We start from the raw sequence: 19,213 nt of genomic DNA, 5'->3' as shown, positions 1-19,213 counted from the left end.
CCGCGTGGCTGTAACTATGTATTTTTCACTCCTGATTTTTACCGGGTTCGGGGCGCAATCGACGTCGTTCCGAACCGGTTTTTGCGCTTTTTTTGGGACTGCCGCCTGCCTAGTCTGATCGCTCCATCCATGATCAACGGACGATCAGGCAATGCCCCACCCACATCGAATTTCAGACCCGGATCAAAGCATCCACTTCGACCTGGTCAGGAAGGCCCTCCCCTCCTGGCTATCAGAGGCCTCACTCCCCCGTATCAACGCACTGAAAACTGACCGGGTAAGCATTCCCGACTGGCAGGCTGATGCCACAAAAGTGTTACAGGAGCGGTTAAAACAGAGCATCAAGCTCGGCTGGAACGCGCAAAACGATGTCGATCGGGTGTTCAGCAAACTGCAGGATGTCTACGCCTTCGCCAAACCCTTGTTGCAACAGGCACTGAAAGAACGTTTCGGCGTTGAAGATGACGTCGAAGAAACCTGGTTGCGGCTGTATGCACCGGCAGAAACGTCATGGTGGGTGCATGACTTTTCCGGCGGAACCACCAGCCGCACCGTCTCGCTGCTGGATGCCGCCCTGCACAATTTTTCCCGTGACGAGGCGTTCACCCAAGCCTCCGAATTCATCACCCGCCCCGACGCCCGCGGACATTTCAGCGTGGTACAGCTCAAGCACAAGCTGAGTATCGAGCAGTTCAAGTCGCTGTGCCGCGAGCTGGATATCGGCAGCCGTTACCAACAACACCTGAGAGATTTTCTGCTGCCGCATAACCGGGTGGCCAGCAACGTCCTGCGCCACAAAGTCACCCTCAGTCACAAGACCGCGCTCAACATCGCGGCGAACATGGCGCTGATGAAAAACGACATCGGGCAGGATGCCTTTGACCTGGTGCAGGGACTGCTCGATGACCGCAAGAACCTGCGTTGGAGGGGCCGCTCCGTCGACTGCTACAACCTGTCGATGATGGACATTCACCTGACCGGCATCGTGCTGATCACCCCTGATGCCAACACCGCGACCGATACCGTGCCCGTGATCGCCTATGTTCCCCATGACCCGCAGCACCCGCTCAAGCAGTACCCGTCGTCGCTCGAGTTCATGGCCGAACTGACACGCCAACTGCGCGATGCCGACGCTCCCGGCAGCTACCAAAAATTCTTCAGCCAGTTCGTGCCCCATCAGCAGCGCGGGCATTTTTTTGCCGGGTTGAACAACCGACTGAGCAAGGTCAAATGGCAACCGGCCCCGGCTGGTTCCAACTTGCCGAGCTGGCGGGATACGCCGGTGGATAACCCCAACCTGCAATTTCACCTGTCGAGCGTCAGGAACGATCGGGACACTGTTTTCAACGGCGACCTGTGGGGCTACTTCCACCGACAAAAAATAAACAAGGTACTCAACGACGCATGGGACATCGCGATTTCCACCGAGTACGCCGACCGCATGGCTCGCTGGGCCTGGTGGGACAACCTGGAAAAAATGCTCTCGGACATTCTCAATGCCGCGTTGCTGGTGGCGACGCCACTGGTGCCCGGCATGGGCGAATTGATGCTGGCCTACACCGCGTATCAACTGACCGATGAGGTGGTCGAGGGCCTCGTCGATCTGGCCGAAGGCCGCGTCGCCGAGGCTGGCGAACAAGCCATCGGCGTGCTGCAAAGCGTTGTGCAACTGGGTGCGTTCGCCGCGGGAGGCGCGATTGGCAACGTCGCAAGGGCGCAACTCTCACCGTTTTTCGAAAGCTTGAAACCGGTGCAGTTGGCAAACGGTGAGACCCGCCTGTGGAACCCTGACCTCAGCCCCTATCAACGAACCGACGTGGATTTACCCACGGACGCCCGGCCTGATGGACAGGGTCTTCACCAGCATCAGGGCCGGCGTATCCTGCCCCTGAACGATCAACACTTCGAAGTGCTGGACGATCCGGTCACCGGACAACAGCGCATCCGCCATCCGCAGCGTTTCGATGCCTACGCACCGACCCTGCGCCACAATGGTCACGGGGCCTGGGTCTGCGAAACGGAAAACCCGCGCGAGTGGGAAGGCTCGACATTGATGCGGCGACTTGGTCATACAACCGATACCTTCAGCGACGCGCAACTTGAGCAGATCCGTCAGATCAGCAGTACCGAAGAAGCCTCCCTGCGCCGGATGCATGTGGAGAACGCTCCACCGCCTCCATTGCTTACCGATACTTTGCAGCGCCTGGGCGCACCGGTGAACCCACCAGTTGTGTTATCTCCCAAGATCACCTTGCTGTTCAGCGACTTCCCCGAACTGCCTGCTCAAGTTGTAGAAAACATCATGGCGGGCGCAACACCCTCGGAGCATCAATATATTGAGCGAAAACTTCGGCTCCCCTTGCGACTCAAAACCCAGGCACGAGAGCTCCAGTTCGAAGTGCAATCGGTCCGTGCAGCCCAGGGTCTGTACCTCGACACATTGAGCAACATCGACACCGAACGCTTGGCATTGGGAGCGTTGCGACTTAATACAGATATGTTTGGCGACCTGCGTATAGAAATCCGTCAGGGAGCACTCGATGGCGAACTTCGTTGTAGTGCCGGGCCCGAGGACGCAACACAGGTTCGGGTATTGATTCGAGACAACTCGGGAAAATATCAGGTACGCGATGCTTCGAATCAGTCCATCCACGATGCTGATGTCTTCTTTGAGGCCTTGCTGCATGCCATGGGCAACGAAGGTCAAAAAGCGTTGGGGTACAAACCCGGCGATACAGAGCATTTCAGGCAGTGGGTCATTGTAAAGTCAGCACCGTCAAGCGAGCGCAGGACTGTCCTCGCCACGCCCCCCATCCGTTCGATTGTCGAGCATGAAACGATGCTGTTGGTTCGTGGAGGCGGTCTCAGCAAAGAAGGAAAAACACTGCACGAACGTATTCAGGATCTTCATCCGCACTTTAGCGAGGCTGAGGTTGATGTATTTGCTAGTGCTTTGACCTCCCGAGGTGAACCGCTTAAGGCTATAGAAGAGCAGGAAAAGGATCTCGCTGAGTTAAGGGGGATACTCAATCGCTGGGAGCCGTTGCAACTCTATAGCCCGGACTCGGAAGATTATAGAGTTTTCAACGATGGGGTAAGTCACATCGTCGAACGCCTTACCAACTGTTTCGAGCGAAAAAACACAGAACTTGGCAGCCGCACTGATCCATCCTCCTACTCGCTAGATCTCTCAGGGCTGATGTTGCCGTTAGATTTGGAAATTTGGTGGTCAAAGCTTCCGGCGCTAAGAAAATATCTCAACAAAATCACGATCCTCAATCTCGACGACACAAAATTTTCAAGCGAGCGATACGGCGTGTTGAAGGACTTCCCTAATCTCAGGGAACTCAACGCCAACCGTTGCGAACTGAGATGGCTTCCATTTGACATCGGCGCGATGCATCAACTGGAATATCTGCGATTGAGTGCTAACACGATTACTTTTAGCCATGAAGCGGTTCAAAGACTATCTAGGCTGGTGAGTTTGAAGGTACTTGAACTAGACGACAATCCATTAACCATACCGCCCGATATTTCATTCATGAGAAAACTGACACTCCTCGGATTGAGAAACACTAGAGTAACCACCTGGCCCGCAGGTATTTTCTCGGGATCAGCACCTCGAAACTTTGTCTTGGATATGCGGGGCAACACAATCAACTTGATACCAGATGTGCGCCCAAGATCTAACCCTGCATGGATAATAGCTCAAACACGCCTCGACACTGAAAACCTATCGACTTATCACCAACTGATCATTAGTGAGATACGTCGACAATTAGCTCTTCCAAACGAGATAAGGGCGCTGCCCCCAACCGGTGTTTCACGCCCAACTTCAATATGGATCGGTGTTCCTGAGTTGGCTGCTGAACGTGTTAAACATTGGGAAGAACTGAAAAACGAACCCAATGCCGAACCTTTTATGTCCTTCATTAACGCGGCACAGAACTTTGCCGACTATAAGACCGGCGGTGAAGCACGGACACAACTACTAGTACGCCTTTGGCGCATGCTTGACGCCACCTATATTGATACTCCGCTTAGGGAAAAACTGTTCGCTATGGCCAGCGATCCCGTTAGATGTTCCGATGCCGGTGCACAATTGTTCAACAACATGGGTATCGAAGTACTTGCCTTCGAAGCGTATTCCGGCTCCACCGATACTGCGCAACTTGAAAACAAGCTAGTGACACTCGCCAAAGGCTCGGCACGCCTTGAGCTGGTTAACGATATTGCCAGAGCCGATATGAGTAGCCGAGAAGGTGATCCAGACGAAGTTGAAGTTTACTTGGCCTATCAGACCGGATTGGCAAAACGACTGGGCCTCCCTTGGCAATCCGAAGGCATGCTTCACAGACCGGTTGCTGGCGTAACCGATGCCATGATTGACGGCGCCTACGACACAGTTCTGTCCTTGGAGAAAGATGATGGACTGGTCAATAAAATGCTTGAGCTTGATTTCTGGGAACGTTTTCTTCGTGAAACATACCCTTCGCAGTTCGAAGAAAACAAACAGGTCTATCTGGGCAAGTCAGAACGACTCGATACTCTACGGAGCACCCAGCTTGAATGGGTCAATTCGACACAATTGACAACAACTCAACGCACGGAATTGCGAAATAGACTAATAGGACTCATGAACGGTTTTTCGATTCAGCAAGACATCGTATTTTCCGGCACTCCAATAAGTGAAGATATTTACAATCGGCTGCTCATCGACTTGGGAGACGAAGAAAAGGAACTATCACGGCGTCTGACTCGAGAAGCAATGACAAGAGCCAACGTTTAAACGATCAATAACTTATACCGCCCCTGAAGAACTCGTAAATGAGTCTTCAGGGGCGTGCTATCAGATCACTTCCGAGTCCCAGATCACTGTGACATTCCCCATATAGGTTTTGGTAACCCCTTCGCGCAACATCTGTTCGACGTGCTCCTTAGCCACTTCAAAGTGCAGAGTTCCCGGCTTTCGATCGACGTATAAACCAGGCTGAAACAACTCAGTACCACTCCCATCAAGTCGGAGGGGGCGACGATCAACGAGTTGTCCCGCTCCATCGGTAAAGCCGTGTGGCAGTGTCACGCTGGTGCTCAAGGGCACAAGATCAGAAGAGTCGGCATCGCGCAATGCGCAGGTGTTGCCAACGGAATGCTGACATTCAAGCTGCATCTTGAACCGTGAGGAGGCCGAGACGTTGAAGGTCTGGTCGCGAAACAGGCGCACTGGCTTGCGTCCCTGATTCAACCAGGCCTGCCAACCGCCTTGGGGTACCAATTCGATACGATGGCCGCCTGGGGGGATTTCGACCTTGAGCGAGTGCTCGACACTCAGGGTGAAGTTAAGGGTGACCGCATTGTCGTTGGGCAGCAATACATCCCCCATGTCGAAGTCACCACCTGGACCGGTGGTGTAGGTCAATGAGCCACGATATTCCCCTGACGACATGCCCAGGGGGTTGGGGGTCCTGAGCTCATAAACGTATTCGACTGAGCTGAACCTGAACCAGGGAATATCCATAGTAGGTACTAAGCCACAGGACCCCGCTCCTTCAGGAATCAGCCAAAAGAAAAACGCGAAGTTAACTCCTGCAACATTAATGTTAAGACCGGTACAGGGGGATGGCGGTCTTACCCATGGACCGCGCCAATAGCCTCCCTCCGGCGGCGTCCATGCACTGACTCCTGGTGGGCGGGCGATATTCCAGGTACCACCGATGCCTGCAACTCGTACTTCAACGGTCTCTCGCTCACCTGTACGACTGTGGACAACGTCCAGTGCGCGCCAGCTCGACGGCACACTGAAGGTCGCCCCTTGCCGGGGATCGGCATGCCCGGCTGGAATAGGCTGCGAAGAATCAAATCTCAAACCGGGTACCCTCAGGCTGAAGATACCTAATTGCGCACAGCGGCCAGCTATATGGTTTGGGCACACTCCGCTCTGTGGGGTCGTGTTAACGAACCGGTTGATCAGGGGATTCGCCGGATCAGGCACGAACCTGGCGCTTATTTCCTGCTCCACCCCGCTGGCGGGCGTGGCATTCAACCCAGCCAACAAGCTTCCCATTAACAAGAACGTTGCCATTGTTCTTAGCGAAAAAAATAGCTTCATTATGAGTTAACCTGAAATTCCAACATGACGGAATACACGCCATTTATTGCGCCAAGGGTAATCAAGGAGCGATAGCCTCAAAAATCATATGCACACTGCCGTAGTACTCACCGGATTTGTAACCAACATCCGGTTTGACTGCTGCAATCACCAACTCCACGCGTTTGCCAGCTTTACCGTCCAGTTCCGAAATTACTTCGGCATTGTCCACCGTGAGTTTTATCCGATTGAACGTGACATCCAGCACAATGTTGTCGACGTCTCTGCCGTTACTTAAGTAAGGTTCCTCACTCAAACGCGCAGCAATCGCTCCATTGGCGTTTTTTACATCGAAATATTTACGCAGCGATCCAAGTTCCTCCGTCGTCAGATCCCAGGGCAATTTTTGTTCATGCCCTATCCACCCTGGATCCACCGGCAACACATAAAACTCCGCAACAGGGATAGTCACTGACACTTCAAAGGTTTCGCGTTCCACTATTGCAAAGGCGTAAACACTCACCAGCGTCAGACACACCATCGAGGTGACAGTTATCCATTTTTTCAACATGATCTTCACCTGTTGCTTGCACTTCAATGTTGCAAACAAAGAAATCGATATAAAACTAAAAAGCCTGGAAGCAAACAGACGCTCACCCCACTACGACTTCAACCCTTGATATCCAGGTTCTGGCTTTTGCTTCCTTCAACCATCGTAAAACGGTAGTGCCGACCAGCCTGCTTTTCGAACTGGAATGTTCGGCCGGTCAGAATGTGATGCTTGGTGGTTGGCTGGCATTCCTGCTCGTTCTTGATCGAACAATCCTTGAATTCGTCGATCACCACCACACTATTGCCGTTGTTGCGGATCCGGTACTGTCCTGCCTGGTTCTCGATCACGCTGTCAAAGCGAGTCTCTCTCGGTCGAACAAAAAAAACCGTGCCATAACCCGCCAGTACGTTAACCCCGGCCGACAGGTTTTTCTTGTAGTCGTCGCGTTCCTGCTCGGAGATGACGAACTCATCTTCCTTTTCTGGCACTACTGGCACATAACGCACGCGGAAGTAACGTTCTTTGTCACGCTCGCCCATGTACAACAAACGCGAACCCTGCATGCCATTGGCCGGTACGATCAATCGCGCCGGACTGGCCATCAGCCCGTCGCGCGACGTACCATCCGCCTGGTTCACCAGAGGAACCTCCCGGGCTTTGCCATCGGCATCGTAGATAATTTCGAGAATATTGATCTTGACGAACGCGGTGCTATCGCCACCATTGAATACGCGCTTCAGATATGAACTTTTATCGCCATCCAGATACTCGTAGACCACCCCAACATTGATCTGCGGCGCGGCAAGGGCCATGTGAGAAAACAGCGAATAACCAAACAGTGCCAACAGGCGCTTCATGACGTAATACCTCAATTATTGAACACAGCCCAATCGGGCCGACCCTAATACGGCCTAAACTTCCGAATCCCAAATCACCGTGACATTGCCCGTGTAGGTTTTACCCACGCCTTCGCGCAACATCGGCTCGACGTATTCCTTAGTTATTTCAAAGTGCAGGGCTCCCGGTTTGCGATCGACATAAATACTGGGTTGGAACAACTCGGTGCCGCTGCCATCGAGAAACAAGGGCCGCCGCTGGACGGTTCGGCCCCCAGCATCAGCCAGGCCGCTGGGCAGGCTTACGCTGGTATTCAAGCGCACCAGATCAGCAGAGTCGGCGTCGCGTAATGCGCAGGTGTTGCCAACGACGTACTGACATTCGAGTTGCATCTTGAAGCGGCTCGAAGAAGAGATATTGAAGGTTTGGTCGCGGAACAGGCGCGTGGGTTTACGTCCCTGATTCAGCCAGGCTTGCCAGCCGCCTTGGGGTACCAATTCAATTTGATTGCCCCCGGGTGGAATATCGACTCGAAGGGCATGTTGAACGGTCAGGGTAAAGTCGAGCTGGATTACATCATCCGGAGGAGCGACGACATCACCCAAATCAAAATCGCCGTTTGGCTTAATGGTGTAGACCTGTGTGCCATCATAGATCCCCGTGGACATTTTTAGAGGATCTGGGGTACGCAGCTCATAGGTAAAGTCCAGATACTGGAAGCCGAATCCTGGAATTTGAAATTTAGCCTGTTTGGCACAGACTTCCTCTTTTGGAGTAAGCCAAAAGAACTCGTAGCCCGTAAAACCGTAGTAAACTTCTTTACCGATGCTGACGCAGGAATTCGGCGCAGTTGTCCATCGGCTTCCCCACAATCGTAAATGCGCCTGAAATAAATTCGAAACGCCGGTGAGTTCCTGAGCAGAATGACTCAGTGTGTAAACCCCTCCCATCCCTGCAATGCGCACTTCCACGGTAGCTGTTTCGCCGGTTTCGCGGTGCCTGACTTGCAATGAACGCCAAGCTGCAGGGGTTTTGATCATCGCGCCTTTTCGCACATCTGCGTGATCAGGCTCGATGGGGCCATTGAGAGGAATGTTACCAACGTGGGAGCGCAGGCTGAAGATGTTGTGAGCCTGGCAAATAGCAGGATTGTTGTTGCAGAACCCGACATTGGGTGTTGTGTTCTTGAATTCGTTTTTCAAGGGGTTGCCCGGCTCAGGATTAAAGGTTGCTGTAACAGGCAACACAATCGCACCAGCTTCCATGGCCAATACAGCTAGGCAGCAACCGATCACAATCGCCCTTGCCGTGGGCATTTGCGAGACAGTCCAAGGGATCAACATAAAGACTCCAAACCGTAAGTTGCAATTTTCAACCGGCGCTCTGCACGATTTCAGCCACATCCGCCAACGTCTCCGCGGTGCAGCGCAAATCCCCAATCATCAGCACATCGTTTTCACTACGTGCGTTGTTCGGGTCAAGGCGGAATTGACAGAGCAGCTGATTACCGAAACGCACTTCCAGCGTTGGCGAACTGGCATTCATTTCCATCGAAAAGAAGCCGTCGACCTCACTCACGCCACGACTGGCGTGGTTGATGATGTGGTGGCCCTTAAGCGGCTTACCCTGAGGGTCGACGAGGCGACCGAGCACGGTGACGCTTTTGCTGACGGTGATCTTGCGGTACTCCACGCCGCCCTTGTTCAGGTGATAGCTGGAGCGGGCCGGCTGGATACTCGCCGCTGGCACATGATTGCCCTCGAAATCGAAGCTGACGGAACTGCTTTTGTACGCCGTGAGCGGCACGAAATTACGACCCGGGCGCAGTACCGCACTGCCGCCACTCAAGTCGTCGGCGCGTAGAACGATGCCATCGATATCCGACTCAACATCGATGATCATGCCGGCACCATCGCGGTGGTACTGGCTAGTCATGACCATCTTGCGCGCGCCGACGGCAATGGTGCTGTCCAGATTCAATCCGCCGGTAAGGTCGTTGTTGAAAGACGAGCGCTGGATAAAACCGTCGCCGTTGACCAAGTCTGATTGCATATTTGCCATGGCATTCAAGCCGACACCGTAGGTATCGGTAATGGCCGTGGCCGAAACACTTTGCAGCAGGTGGTCCTGAAGGTCTTTGCGATAGGTGATTGACGCGTTGTTATCCCGGCCACCCTCACGAGCCGTACGGGTACCGATACTGCCGGAGATCTGCTCACCCGGGCCACCAAGGGCGATGTTGACGCTCAGGTCGATTCCTCGATTTCTGTCGTCACCTGAACTGAAACTGCCGGGTCGGTCGAACACAGACAACCGCCAGTTGGCATCACTGCCAAACAGTTGGGTGCGCTGGGTCCAACCAAGGTCAATGCCCGTACCTTCGGTGTTGCCTTCGCTGTGGGACACCCGGGCATTGACCGAGCTTTTACTGGTCAACCGATGATTGACTGACAGCGAAGAGTTACTGGTCTGACCGACAAACACATTGCGCTGCCGCACTCGTGTACCGTCGGGCAAGGTGTCGTAGAGCCGAGTCGTGTCGAGCCAGCTGCGGTTGTGGCTGGCGACGATGCTGCCGCTACCGTAGGAGTAGAGCCCCTGCACGTCGAGGCCGGTGCCGTAGTTCTCGGTCTGATAGACATTGGCATAGAGGCTGGCATTGTTGACGACCGCCCAGTCGACCGACGTGCCGTATTGCAAGGCGTCACCCACCTGCCGCCCGCTCAGGCCAAGGATGACCCGTGGATGCAACAGGTAGTTGAACGCCGCACCGGCGGTCATGTCGCCGTCGTCCTGTTCGTCCCAATTGCTTAGCACTTTGGATTCACGTCCGGCGAACAGGTTGTAGCGCCAGCGCTCGTCGTGATTGCGCCAATTGCTGGGCTTGTAGACCAGCTCCTGGGTGCTGGAGGTGATCTGACCGTCTTCAATCAGGCGTACTTCCACTTCATAGATCCCTCCCGGCAACGGCCGGGTATCGAGGGTCTGCAACCCGGCGGGCATTGCCTGGGTATTGATCAATAAGCCATCACGGTAGATTTCCACCGAGCCTTGCCGATTGGCGGTGACGTAGATCGGATAGACCGCCGGTTTCGGATTATTGATGGCCAGGCTGTCGGAGCTGCCGTACATGACGCCCAGCGCAGTGTCTGGAGTGGTGCCAAAGGTGCGCGGCTGTCGGGTCAACCCTTCGGACGAAGGTGTGAAAAGGCCCAGGCGCAGGAAGCTACCCTCCAGTTCACGCTGGGTGAAAAGCTCATTCACCGAGTGATAGAGCGTGTTGTCCATACCGCCCAATCGGGACAATTGCATATTGATCGCCTGAGTCCAGCTGCCCAGGCTACTGCTGGCCTCAAGACCATAGCGTCCACCCAAATCCTGATTTTGGCCACCGTTGAGGTTCAGTTGATTACGTACGATCAACCCGGTGCTACCGCCTTCAGGCAGTGTGTAGTAACGCTGTGCCTGATCGTCACGTTCGGCATTTTCCGTGAGGATGGACACCAGCGAGTTTTCAAGGCTGTAGTGCACTGCCAACAGTTGCTCCGGGCACTTGGCCTGGCAGCCGCCCAGTGCGACACCCTGTTTCAGATAGTTCGACCAAGTGTCGCGTTCACTGGCCTTGATCGTGCTGTCGCCGACATCGGCGAAGTCAACAAGGGTGATTCGATCGTCGCGGGTTAACACCACCATCGCCTCCCCCAGAAATTGTCTATCAAGTTTCACGCGCACCGCTAATGGCACATCAAAAAAATGCTCTTCAAACTCGCTAGGCAAACCTTTGGCCTGCGCCAACAAACTTCGAGGTGTATGGGCGTTTTCCGCCGCTGTAGCCAGAGCCGTTGCGCAGAAAAAAAGGGCAAGCGCCGTCGCGATGGGAGTCATCGGGAACATGAACGAAATACTCTGAAGATAAGTGCGTTAAAACCCGATCGACAGGTAGTGATTTCCTATCGACCGGTAAGCGTTAACGAATAAGGGCAAGCCTTAAGTCATAACCCTGTTAAGGGATGCGCGGGATAGCATCGAAGATCACAACCGGATTGGCCGTGTAAAGCCCCGTTTGAGTGTCCAATGGCTTGGCCGCGGCAATAACCAGATCAGCGCGCATACCGCCGTTGGATTCGGTATCGCCTACCACTTCTTGAGAAACACCGGTCAAAGGCACACCGTTGAAGGTGTAGGTCAATGCAATGCTGTTGGCACCGTTGAACAGGGGCTGTGGTCCCCCTTCCACATAAGCGCCGACCGAGCCATTGGTATGCCGGACGTCGTAAGCAGCACGCAGTGAGCTCAGGGTACCATCTACCAAGTTGTAGTTCATTTTTTCATCTTTACCGAAGTCAGGGTTCACCGACTTGGCGTGAAATACACTAGTTGGGATGGTGGCGCTGATATTGATGGTGCTGCGCGCTTCTTCCGCGGCAAACGCCATCGAGGAACTCAGAGCCAGAACAGCCAGAGGAGCAGCGAACGCGATTTTCTTGAACATCTTTCAGTACCTGTCGTTTAAAAAAAGGATCTAAGTATTGAAAGTTTCGCTGAAGCAAAACAGTCACGAGCAGTGATGTTCCAGCGCAACTCTCAACGCCGAAAGATGATCGATCAAACAATCTGGAAAGTAAGCAGGCAAGTTCCTCAAAGCGCGTAGCCAAAGGGCCACGACCATGGCATGAAAAATACTTGAATATTGATAAAGTCACTGTTCGGCTGTCAGATTAAGACTACATAAAGCCAATACACAGGCAATTAAGGTCGACAACGACACAGTAACTTCTGTAGGAGGGATATTACACAACCAATGTATTAAGGCGTGAATCGTCAATTTAGAGAGTTAACACTAATTTCAACTTGTTCGCCCGTTCTAAAAGCCTTTTTCGGCGCCGCGAAAGCGCCATTTTCAGCGGCGGTTTCGCCTGGCGTGGTGATCAGCCGTTGGTCGGGGGGGCTTGCGGACCAATTAAGATATATCTTAAGTTGTATCTAAACACGACGAGAGAGAACGCAAAAAATGAGAGACCATCATTCCCCCCATCGCGAACACGGCGACGGCCGCGACGGCTTCGAGAAACGCCCTGGCCGCGAACGCGGTGGTCGTGGCCCGCGAGTATTTGCCCCCGGCGACCTGAAATTGCTGTTGCTGGCGTTGATCGCCGAACAGCCGTGCCACGGCTACGACCTGATCCGCCAGATCGAAGGCATGTTCGACGGCGCCTACAGTCCCAGCCCCGGCGTGATCTACCCGACCCTGACTTTTCTTGAAGAAAGCGAACTGATCACCGGCGACGCCGAAGGCGGCAAAAAACGCTACAGCGCGACCGACGCCGGACGCCAGTCCCTGACCGAGCAGGCCGTTGCCCTTGAAGGTGTGCGGGTGCGCATCGATGTCAGCAAGCGTTCGTTGCGCGGCCATGATCGCCCGGCCGAAATCCACGAGGCGGTGCACAACCTGCGCCATGCCCTGCAACTGCATCACGGCCGCTGGAGCCCGGAAGAAATCCAGCGCGTCGCGGCCCTGCTCAACAACACCGCCAAAGCCATCGTCGACGGCCCTGCCGTTCAACCCGTTCAGGAGAAAGCCGAATGACTGAAGTGATCGCGCAAACCATTCACCGCGTCATGCACGAAATCAAACGCCGTCGCCTGGAAGTGTTGCGTGTGGTCGAGCTGACCCCGCGCATGCGCCGGATTACCCTGGGCGGGCCGGAGCTGGCAGGCTTCGTCAGCCTGGGTACCGACGATCACGTCAAACTGTTGTTCCCGCAGAACGCCGAGCAGTCTGCGGCCCTGGAAACCCTGGTGCTGGGCGCCGGCAAGGACAACGGCCCGCTGCCCGAGATGCGCGACTACACGCCGCGCCGTTATGACCTGAACACCCTGGAACTGGACATCGACTTCGTGCTGCACGGCGACGGCCCGGCCTCGACATGGGCGGAACAGGCCAAACCGGGGCAGTTCCTGCACATCGGCGGGCCGCGGGGTTCGATGATCGTGCCGGACATGTTCGACAGCTACTTGCTGATCGGCGACGAAACCGCCCTGCCCGCCATCGCCCGGCGGCTCGAAAGCCTGGCGGCCAACCGCCGTGCGCTGGTGATCGTGGAAGTGGAAAACGGCAAGGAGCAGCAAGTGCTGGAAAGTGCTGCCGAGGTCAACGTGATCTGGGTGCTGCGCGAAGGTGGCAAGGACAATCTGCTGACCACCGTGCGCCAGATCCAGGTGCCGGCCGGCAGCCTGTACGCCTGGGTGGCGACCGAGAGCAAGGTGTCGCGGCAGATTCGTCGGGTGTTGCTCGATGAGCATGGGCTGGATGAGCAGTTCGTCAAAGCGGTGGGTTACTGGCGGCTGGATGGCAGCGACGAGGAGTGACCACCGTACCTGTGGCGAGGGAGCTTGCTCCCGCTCGGCTGCGAAGCAGTCGCAAAATCAGCAACCGAAGTTATCCAGGCACAACCCGGGTTTTAGCACTGCTGCGCAGTGCAGCGGGAGCAAGCTCCCTCGCCACAAAAGTGCCTACATTCGAGCACGCCACCGATCCAGCGCCACCACCCCCAGCGCAATCACTACAAACCCCGCCAACAATCCCCCGGCATTGATGAACACCTGTGGATAACCCAGTTTGTCCACATCAATGAACGGGTACGGATAAGTCGCCAGCACATGCCCGCGCAGCAACGAGTAAGCGAAGTACACCAGCGGATAAATCACCCACAACGCGATATGCCCCCAGCGCAATGAGCCTTTCGGTACACAGAACCACCAATACCCCAGGAACAGCAGCGGCATGACGTCATGCATCAGCTCATCGGCCAGCCATTGCCAGCCTTCGGGATGCCATAGATGGCGAAGCAATACGCTGTACGCCAGACCGACGACCGTGATGCTCACAGCAATGCCACTACTGACCCAGGGCTGTAAAAACCAGCGTCGCGCGGCGGACTCGCGAGACGTCAGTTCACAGGTCAGCACCGTCGCCACCAGGGTGTTGCTCAGCACGGTGAAATAGCTGAAAAAACTCATCAGCCCACCGATCAGACTGGCCCCCAGCGTCCAGCGCGAATAGAAAATCAGGTACATCTGGATGCTCAATCCCGCCCAGCCGAGCATGGCAGCCACGACCACAAAACGGCGGCGCAACGCGCACGGACTGACCATGTTCAGAGCGGTCGTTTAGTGCGCATCAACTTCACATACAGGCGTTCGACCTTCTCCCGCGCCCACGGGGTTTTACGCAGGAACGTCAGGCTCGACTTGATGCTCGGGTCGCTCTTGAAGCAACGGATATCGATGCGTTCGGCCAGCCCCGACCATTCGTAGTGTTCAACCAGGGCGTTGAGGATTTGCTCCAGCGTCACGCCGTGCAGCGGGTCGATGTTGTGTTCGGTCATGCCGGGCCTTCAAGCAGAGTGGGAATTGGAAGTCGCGCACCTTACGTTAAATGTAGGTGAAACGGAAAAGATCGCAGCCTTCGGCAGCTCCTACAAAGGCATGCGATCTTTTGTCACTGTTACCAAATCCGAAAGGCTGCATGTCAGTAAAAGCCCTTTCTCTATTTGTAACAGATCATTATCCTTGCGCCCGCTTTAGCTGAAACGCTTCTGCTAGCCATTTCTTCCGTTTAATCCCCAGAAAAAGATCAAGAATTTCTTCTCTATGCCTGATTTCCAGCTTTCGAAAGACAGCGCTGTCTTCAAACCTGTTGCCTGCCGAAAAACCTTCAACCTGATAGGCGGACTCACCGCTTTGGGCTTTGCCACTTGCGCTCACTCGGCTCCGGCCTTCGATAGCGATTCGCCGTGGATGCTCGGCGACTGGAACGGCACTCGCAGCGAACTTGCGGAAAAAGGCTACGACTTCAAAGTCGACTACACCGGTGAAATGGGCAGCAACCTGCACGGCGGCTACGACCACGACCGCACGGCCCGCTACAGCGACCAGTTCGGCCTGGGCACCCATCTGGACCTGCAGAAAATCCTCGGCTGGGACGACGCCGAGTTCCAGCTGACCATCACCGAACGCAGCGGCAACAACATCAGCAACGACCGCATCAACGATCCGCGTGTCGGCGGTTTCACCTCGGCCCAGGAAGTCTGGGGCCGCGGCCAGACCTGGCGCCTGACGCAGATGTGGTACCAGCAGAAGTTCTTCGACGAAAAACTCGACATCAAGGTCGGCCGTTTCGGCGAAGGCGAAGACTTCAACAGCTTCCCTTGCGATTTCCAGAACCTGGCGTTCTGCGGCTCCCAGGTCGGCAACTGGGCGGGCGACATCTGGTACAACTGGCCGGTCAGCCAGTGGGCGATGCGGGTCAAATATCACCTGACGCCAGAGCTATATGCACAGGTCGGCGCGTACGAACAGAACCCGTCGAACCTGGATCGCGACAACGGCTTCAAACTCAGCGGCAGCGGCACCCAGGGTGCGCTCCTGCCGGTGGAGCTGGTGTGGACGCCGAAACTCAACGGCCTGCCGGGTGAATACCGCGCCGGTTACTACTACAGCAGCGCCAACGCCACCGACGTCTACAAGGACAGCAACGGCCAGCCTGCCGCCCTGAGTGGCGAAGCCTACCGCAGCGCCTCGAGCAAACACGGCATGTGGCTGGGTCTCCAGCAGCAAGTCACCAGCCTGGCCAGCGATCATTCCCGCGGCCTGAGCCTGTTCGCCAACGGCACAATGCACGACAAGAAGACCAATGCCATCGACAACTACGTCCAGGCCGGCCTCGTCTACAAAGGCCCGTTCGACGCGCGCGCCCGGGACGACATCGGTTTTGCCATGGCCCGCGTCCACGTCAACCCGGCCTATCGCAAGAACGCCGAGGCGACCAACCAGGCCCACGCCGTTTTCGACTACGACAATCCGTCCTACCTGCCACCCCAGGACACCGAATACAGCGCCGAACTCTATTACGGCGTGCACGTGACCAACTGGCTGACCGTGCGCCCGAACCTGCAATACATCCGCCATCCCGGTGGCGTGAACGAGGTCGACGACGCGCTGATTGGCGGGATCAAGATCCAGTCGTCGTTCTGAGCAACACCATAAAACCCTGTGGGAGCGGGCTTGCTCGCGAAGGCGTCATTACAGCCAACATTTGTGCTGCCTGAACCACCGCTTTCGCGAGCAAGCCCGCTCCCACAAGGGATTGCGTGAACCCAACAGCTTTTATCTGAACCATGCCCGCACAAGATCGTCATCTACAGTGAACTTGCGCGGGACTCTATGAAACATCACGGAGAATCACACTATGAGCACTGATGGTGCCTTGGGTCGAAGCCGTCTGTTGCCGACCCTGCTCGGCATACTGCTTCTGCTAATGGGCCTGGCCATGCTGGCCGGGGGGATCAAGCTGAGCATGCTCGGCGGCTCGCTGTACTACGTGCTGGCCGGCATTGGCATTGCGCTGAGCGGCGTGTTGCTGATCGCCGCCCGCCGAGCGGCGCTGGGCCTGTACGCACTGGTGCTGTTCGCCAGTACTGTGTGGGCGCTGTGGGAAGTCGGCCTCGACTGGTGGCAACTGGTGCCGCGCCTGGCGCTGTGGTTTGCCCTCGGCGTGGTGATGCTGCTGCCGTGGTTCCGTCGTCCATTGCTGATCAACGGCCCTGCCCCTGTGGGCACGGGCGCCTTGAGCGTGGCCGTGGTCCTGGCCGGTGTCACCGCCGTGGCCAGCCAGTTCACCCACCCGGGTGAGACCCTGGGCGAACTGGGCCGTGACACTGCGGACATGACCAGCACCGCGCCGCAGATGCCCGAAGGCGACTGGCAGGCCTATGGCCGCAGCGAATTCGGTGACCGCTACTCGCCGCTCAAGCAGATCACCCCGGCCAACGTCGGCAAGCTGCAGGAAGCCTGGCGTATCCAGACCGGCGATCTGCCTACCGCCGATGACCCGGTGGAACTGACCAACGAAAACACCCCGCTCAAGGCCAACGGCATGCTCTATGCCTGCACCGCCCATAGCAAGGTGTTGGCGCTGGACCCGGACACCGGCAAGGAACTGTGGCGTTTCGACCCGCAGATCAAGAGCCCGGTGGGCTTCAAGGGCTTCGCCCACATGACCTGCCGTGGCGTGTCGTACTACGACGAAGCGGCCTACGCCCAGTCTGAAAACGCTGCCTCCGCCGTCATCTCTGAAGCCGGCAAAGCCGTCGCCCAGGCCTGCCCGCGTCGCCTGTACCTGCCAACTGCCGATGCACGCCTGATCGCGCTCAACGCCGACACCGGCAAGGTCTGCGAAGGTTTCGGTAAAAACGGTGTGGTTGACCTGACCCAAGGCATCGGACCGTTCACCCCCGGTGGCTACTACGCCACCTCGCCGGCAGCGATCACCCGTGACCTGGTGATCATGGGCGGCCACGTCACCGACAACGAGTCGACCAACGAGCCCTCCGGCGTGATCCGTGCCTTTGACGTACACGACGGTCATCTGGTGTGGAACTGGGACAGCAACAATCCTGACGCGACCGAACCGCTGCCAGAAGGCGAACACTACAGCCGCAACTCGGCCAACATGTGGTCGCTGGCCAGCGTCGACGAAAAACTCGGCATGGTCTACCTGCCACTGGGCAACCAGACCCCTGACCAGTGGGGCGCAGACCGCACCCCGGGCGCCGAGAAGTTCAGTGCCGGCCTGGTCGCACTGGACCTGGCCACCGGCAAGGTGCGCTGGAACTACCAGTTCACTCACCATGACCTGTGGGACATGGACGTCGGCAGCCAGCCAACCCTGCTGGACATGAAGACCGCCGACGGCATCAAGCCGGCGGTGATCCAACCGACCAAGCAAGGCAGCCTGTACGTACTCGACCGTCGTGACGGCACGCCGATCATCCCGATCAAGGAAATCCCGGCTCCGCAAGGCGCCGTGAAAGGTGACCACACCGCACCGACCCAGGCCCGTTCGGACCTCAACCTGCTGGCCCCGGAACTGACCGAAAAAGCCATGTGGGGCGCCAGCCCGTTCGACCAGATGCTGTGCCGCATCCAGTTCAAGGAACTGCGCTACGAAGGCCAGTACACCCCGCCGTCGGAACAGGGCAGCCTGATCTATCCGGGTAACGTCGGCGTCTTCAACTGGGGCGGCGTTTCGGTCGACCCGGTTCGCCAGATGCTGTTCACCAGCCCGAACTACATGGCCTTCGTCTCGAAAATGGTGCCTCGCGCCGAAGTCGCGGCCGACAGCAAGCGCGAGAGCGAAACCGCGGGCGTGCAACCGAACACCGGCGCACCTTACGCGGTGATCATGCACCCGTTCATGTCGCCGTTCGGCGTACCCTGCCAGGCGCCGGCCTGGGGCTATGTGGCCGGCATCGACCTGACCACAGGCAAAGTCGTGTGGAAACGCAAGAACGGCACCAGCCGCGACAGCTCGCCATTGCCGATCGGCCTGACACTCGGCGTGCCAAGCATGGGCGGTTCGATAGTCACCGCTGGCGGCGTCGGCTTCCTCAGCGGTACGCTGGATCAGTACCTGCGCGCCTATGACGTCAATACCGGCAAGGAGCTTTGGAAATCGCGCCTGCCGGCTGGCGGTCAGGCTACGCCGATGACCTACACCGGCAAGGACGGCAAGCAGTACGTGCTGTTGGTCGTCGGTGGCCACGGCTCACTGGGCACCAAGATGGGTGACTATGTGATTGCGTACAAACTGTCCGAGTAAGTTTTAGCGGCAGTCAAAATGAAGGCGACTCCTGCGAAGGAGTCGCCTTTTTTATTATCACTCTGTAGGAGCT

General features: G+C 56.5%; 13 protein-coding genes. 5 read left to right on the top strand and 8 right to left on the bottom strand.

Annotation, left to right across the window (positions count from 1 at the left end; translation table 11 throughout):
- Positions 1-151: 151 nt before the first annotated feature.
- The gene (locus tag C9422_RS20565) at positions 152-4,789 is read left to right on the top strand and encodes a dermonecrotic toxin domain-containing protein (protein WP_116581937.1); all 4,638 of its coding nucleotides are present in this window, start codon (positions 152-154) and stop codon (positions 4,787-4,789) included.
- A gap of 60 nt (positions 4,790-4,849) precedes the next feature.
- Here C9422_RS20565 and C9422_RS32980 read toward each other — a convergent pair whose 3' ends face one another.
- The 6 genes from C9422_RS32980 to C9422_RS20535 all read right to left on the bottom strand — a co-directional run bounded on the left by C9422_RS32980 (position 4,850) and on the right by C9422_RS20535 (position 11,970).
- Complete coding sequence (locus C9422_RS32980; RefSeq protein WP_371924809.1) at positions 4,850-5,419, bottom strand: hypothetical protein; 570 nt, start codon at positions 5,417-5,419, stop codon at positions 4,850-4,852.
- A gap of 751 nt (positions 5,420-6,170) precedes the next feature.
- Positions 6,171-6,659: a CS1 type fimbrial major subunit gene (locus C9422_RS20555; protein ID WP_116581935.1), complete on the bottom strand. Its 489-nt coding sequence runs from the start codon at positions 6,657-6,659 to the stop codon at positions 6,171-6,173.
- Between the two features lie 98 nt (positions 6,660-6,757).
- Positions 6,758-7,498: a molecular chaperone gene (locus C9422_RS20550; protein WP_116581934.1), complete on the bottom strand. Its 741-nt coding sequence runs from the start codon at positions 7,496-7,498 to the stop codon at positions 6,758-6,760.
- A gap of 54 nt (positions 7,499-7,552) precedes the next feature.
- Positions 7,553-8,821, bottom strand: a complete 1,269-nt coding sequence (locus C9422_RS20545; protein ID WP_256589998.1) for a hypothetical protein — start codon at positions 8,819-8,821, stop codon at positions 7,553-7,555.
- A 28-nt stretch (positions 8,822-8,849) separates the two neighbouring features.
- Positions 8,850-11,372 (bottom strand): TcfC E-set like domain-containing protein, encoded by a 2,523-nt coding sequence (locus C9422_RS20540; RefSeq protein ID WP_116581933.1) that lies wholly within the window; start codon positions 11,370-11,372, stop codon positions 8,850-8,852.
- Positions 11,373-11,481: 109 nt separating this feature from the next.
- Complete coding sequence (locus tag C9422_RS20535; RefSeq protein WP_095964862.1) at positions 11,482-11,970, bottom strand: CS1 type fimbrial major subunit; 489 nt, start codon at positions 11,968-11,970, stop codon at positions 11,482-11,484.
- Between the two features lie 519 nt (positions 11,971-12,489).
- Between C9422_RS20535 and C9422_RS20530 the strand changes: the two genes are divergently transcribed.
- The gene (locus C9422_RS20530; RefSeq protein WP_116581932.1) at positions 12,490-13,065 is read left to right on the top strand and encodes a PadR family transcriptional regulator; all 576 of its coding nucleotides are present in this window, start codon (positions 12,490-12,492) and stop codon (positions 13,063-13,065) included.
- Complete coding sequence (locus C9422_RS20525) at positions 13,062-13,847, top strand: siderophore-interacting protein (RefSeq protein ID WP_116581931.1); 786 nt, start codon at positions 13,062-13,064, stop codon at positions 13,845-13,847. Before C9422_RS20530 ends, C9422_RS20525 begins: the two co-directional genes overlap by 4 nt.
- Before the next feature lie 144 nt (positions 13,848-13,991).
- On the opposite strand, the gene C9422_RS20520 is transcribed toward C9422_RS20525, so the two are convergent.
- Both C9422_RS20520 and C9422_RS20515 read right to left on the bottom strand, forming a co-directional pair.
- Positions 13,992-14,633, bottom strand: coding sequence for a Pr6Pr family membrane protein (locus C9422_RS20520; RefSeq protein WP_116581930.1), 642 nt, complete (start codon positions 14,631-14,633; stop codon positions 13,992-13,994).
- Positions 14,634-14,635: 2 nt separating this feature from the next.
- Positions 14,636-14,866, bottom strand: coding sequence for a VF530 family DNA-binding protein (locus C9422_RS20515; RefSeq protein WP_007975135.1), 231 nt, complete (start codon positions 14,864-14,866; stop codon positions 14,636-14,638).
- Between the two features lie 265 nt (positions 14,867-15,131).
- Here C9422_RS20515 and C9422_RS20510 point away from each other — a divergent pair, with 265 nt between their 5' ends.
- Together C9422_RS20510 and C9422_RS20500 are read left to right on the top strand one after the other, a co-directional pair.
- The gene (locus tag C9422_RS20510; RefSeq protein WP_116581929.1) at positions 15,132-16,514 is read left to right on the top strand and encodes a carbohydrate porin; all 1,383 of its coding nucleotides are present in this window, start codon (positions 15,132-15,134) and stop codon (positions 16,512-16,514) included.
- A gap of 214 nt (positions 16,515-16,728) precedes the next feature.
- Positions 16,729-19,140 carry a glucose/quinate/shikimate family membrane-bound PQQ-dependent dehydrogenase gene (locus C9422_RS20500; protein WP_116581928.1) on the top strand — a complete coding sequence of 804 codons (2,412 nt, stop codon included), beginning with the start codon at positions 16,729-16,731 and terminating at the stop codon, positions 19,138-19,140.
- Positions 19,141-19,213 lie beyond the last annotated feature (73 nt).

It is taken from the genome of Pseudomonas sp. B1(2018) (genome assembly GCF_003097365.1).
Lineage (GTDB): Bacteria > Pseudomonadota > Gammaproteobacteria > Pseudomonadales > Pseudomonadaceae > Aquipseudomonas > Aquipseudomonas laurylsulfatiphila.
This window is presented reverse-complemented; position numbering and strand designations above follow the sequence as displayed.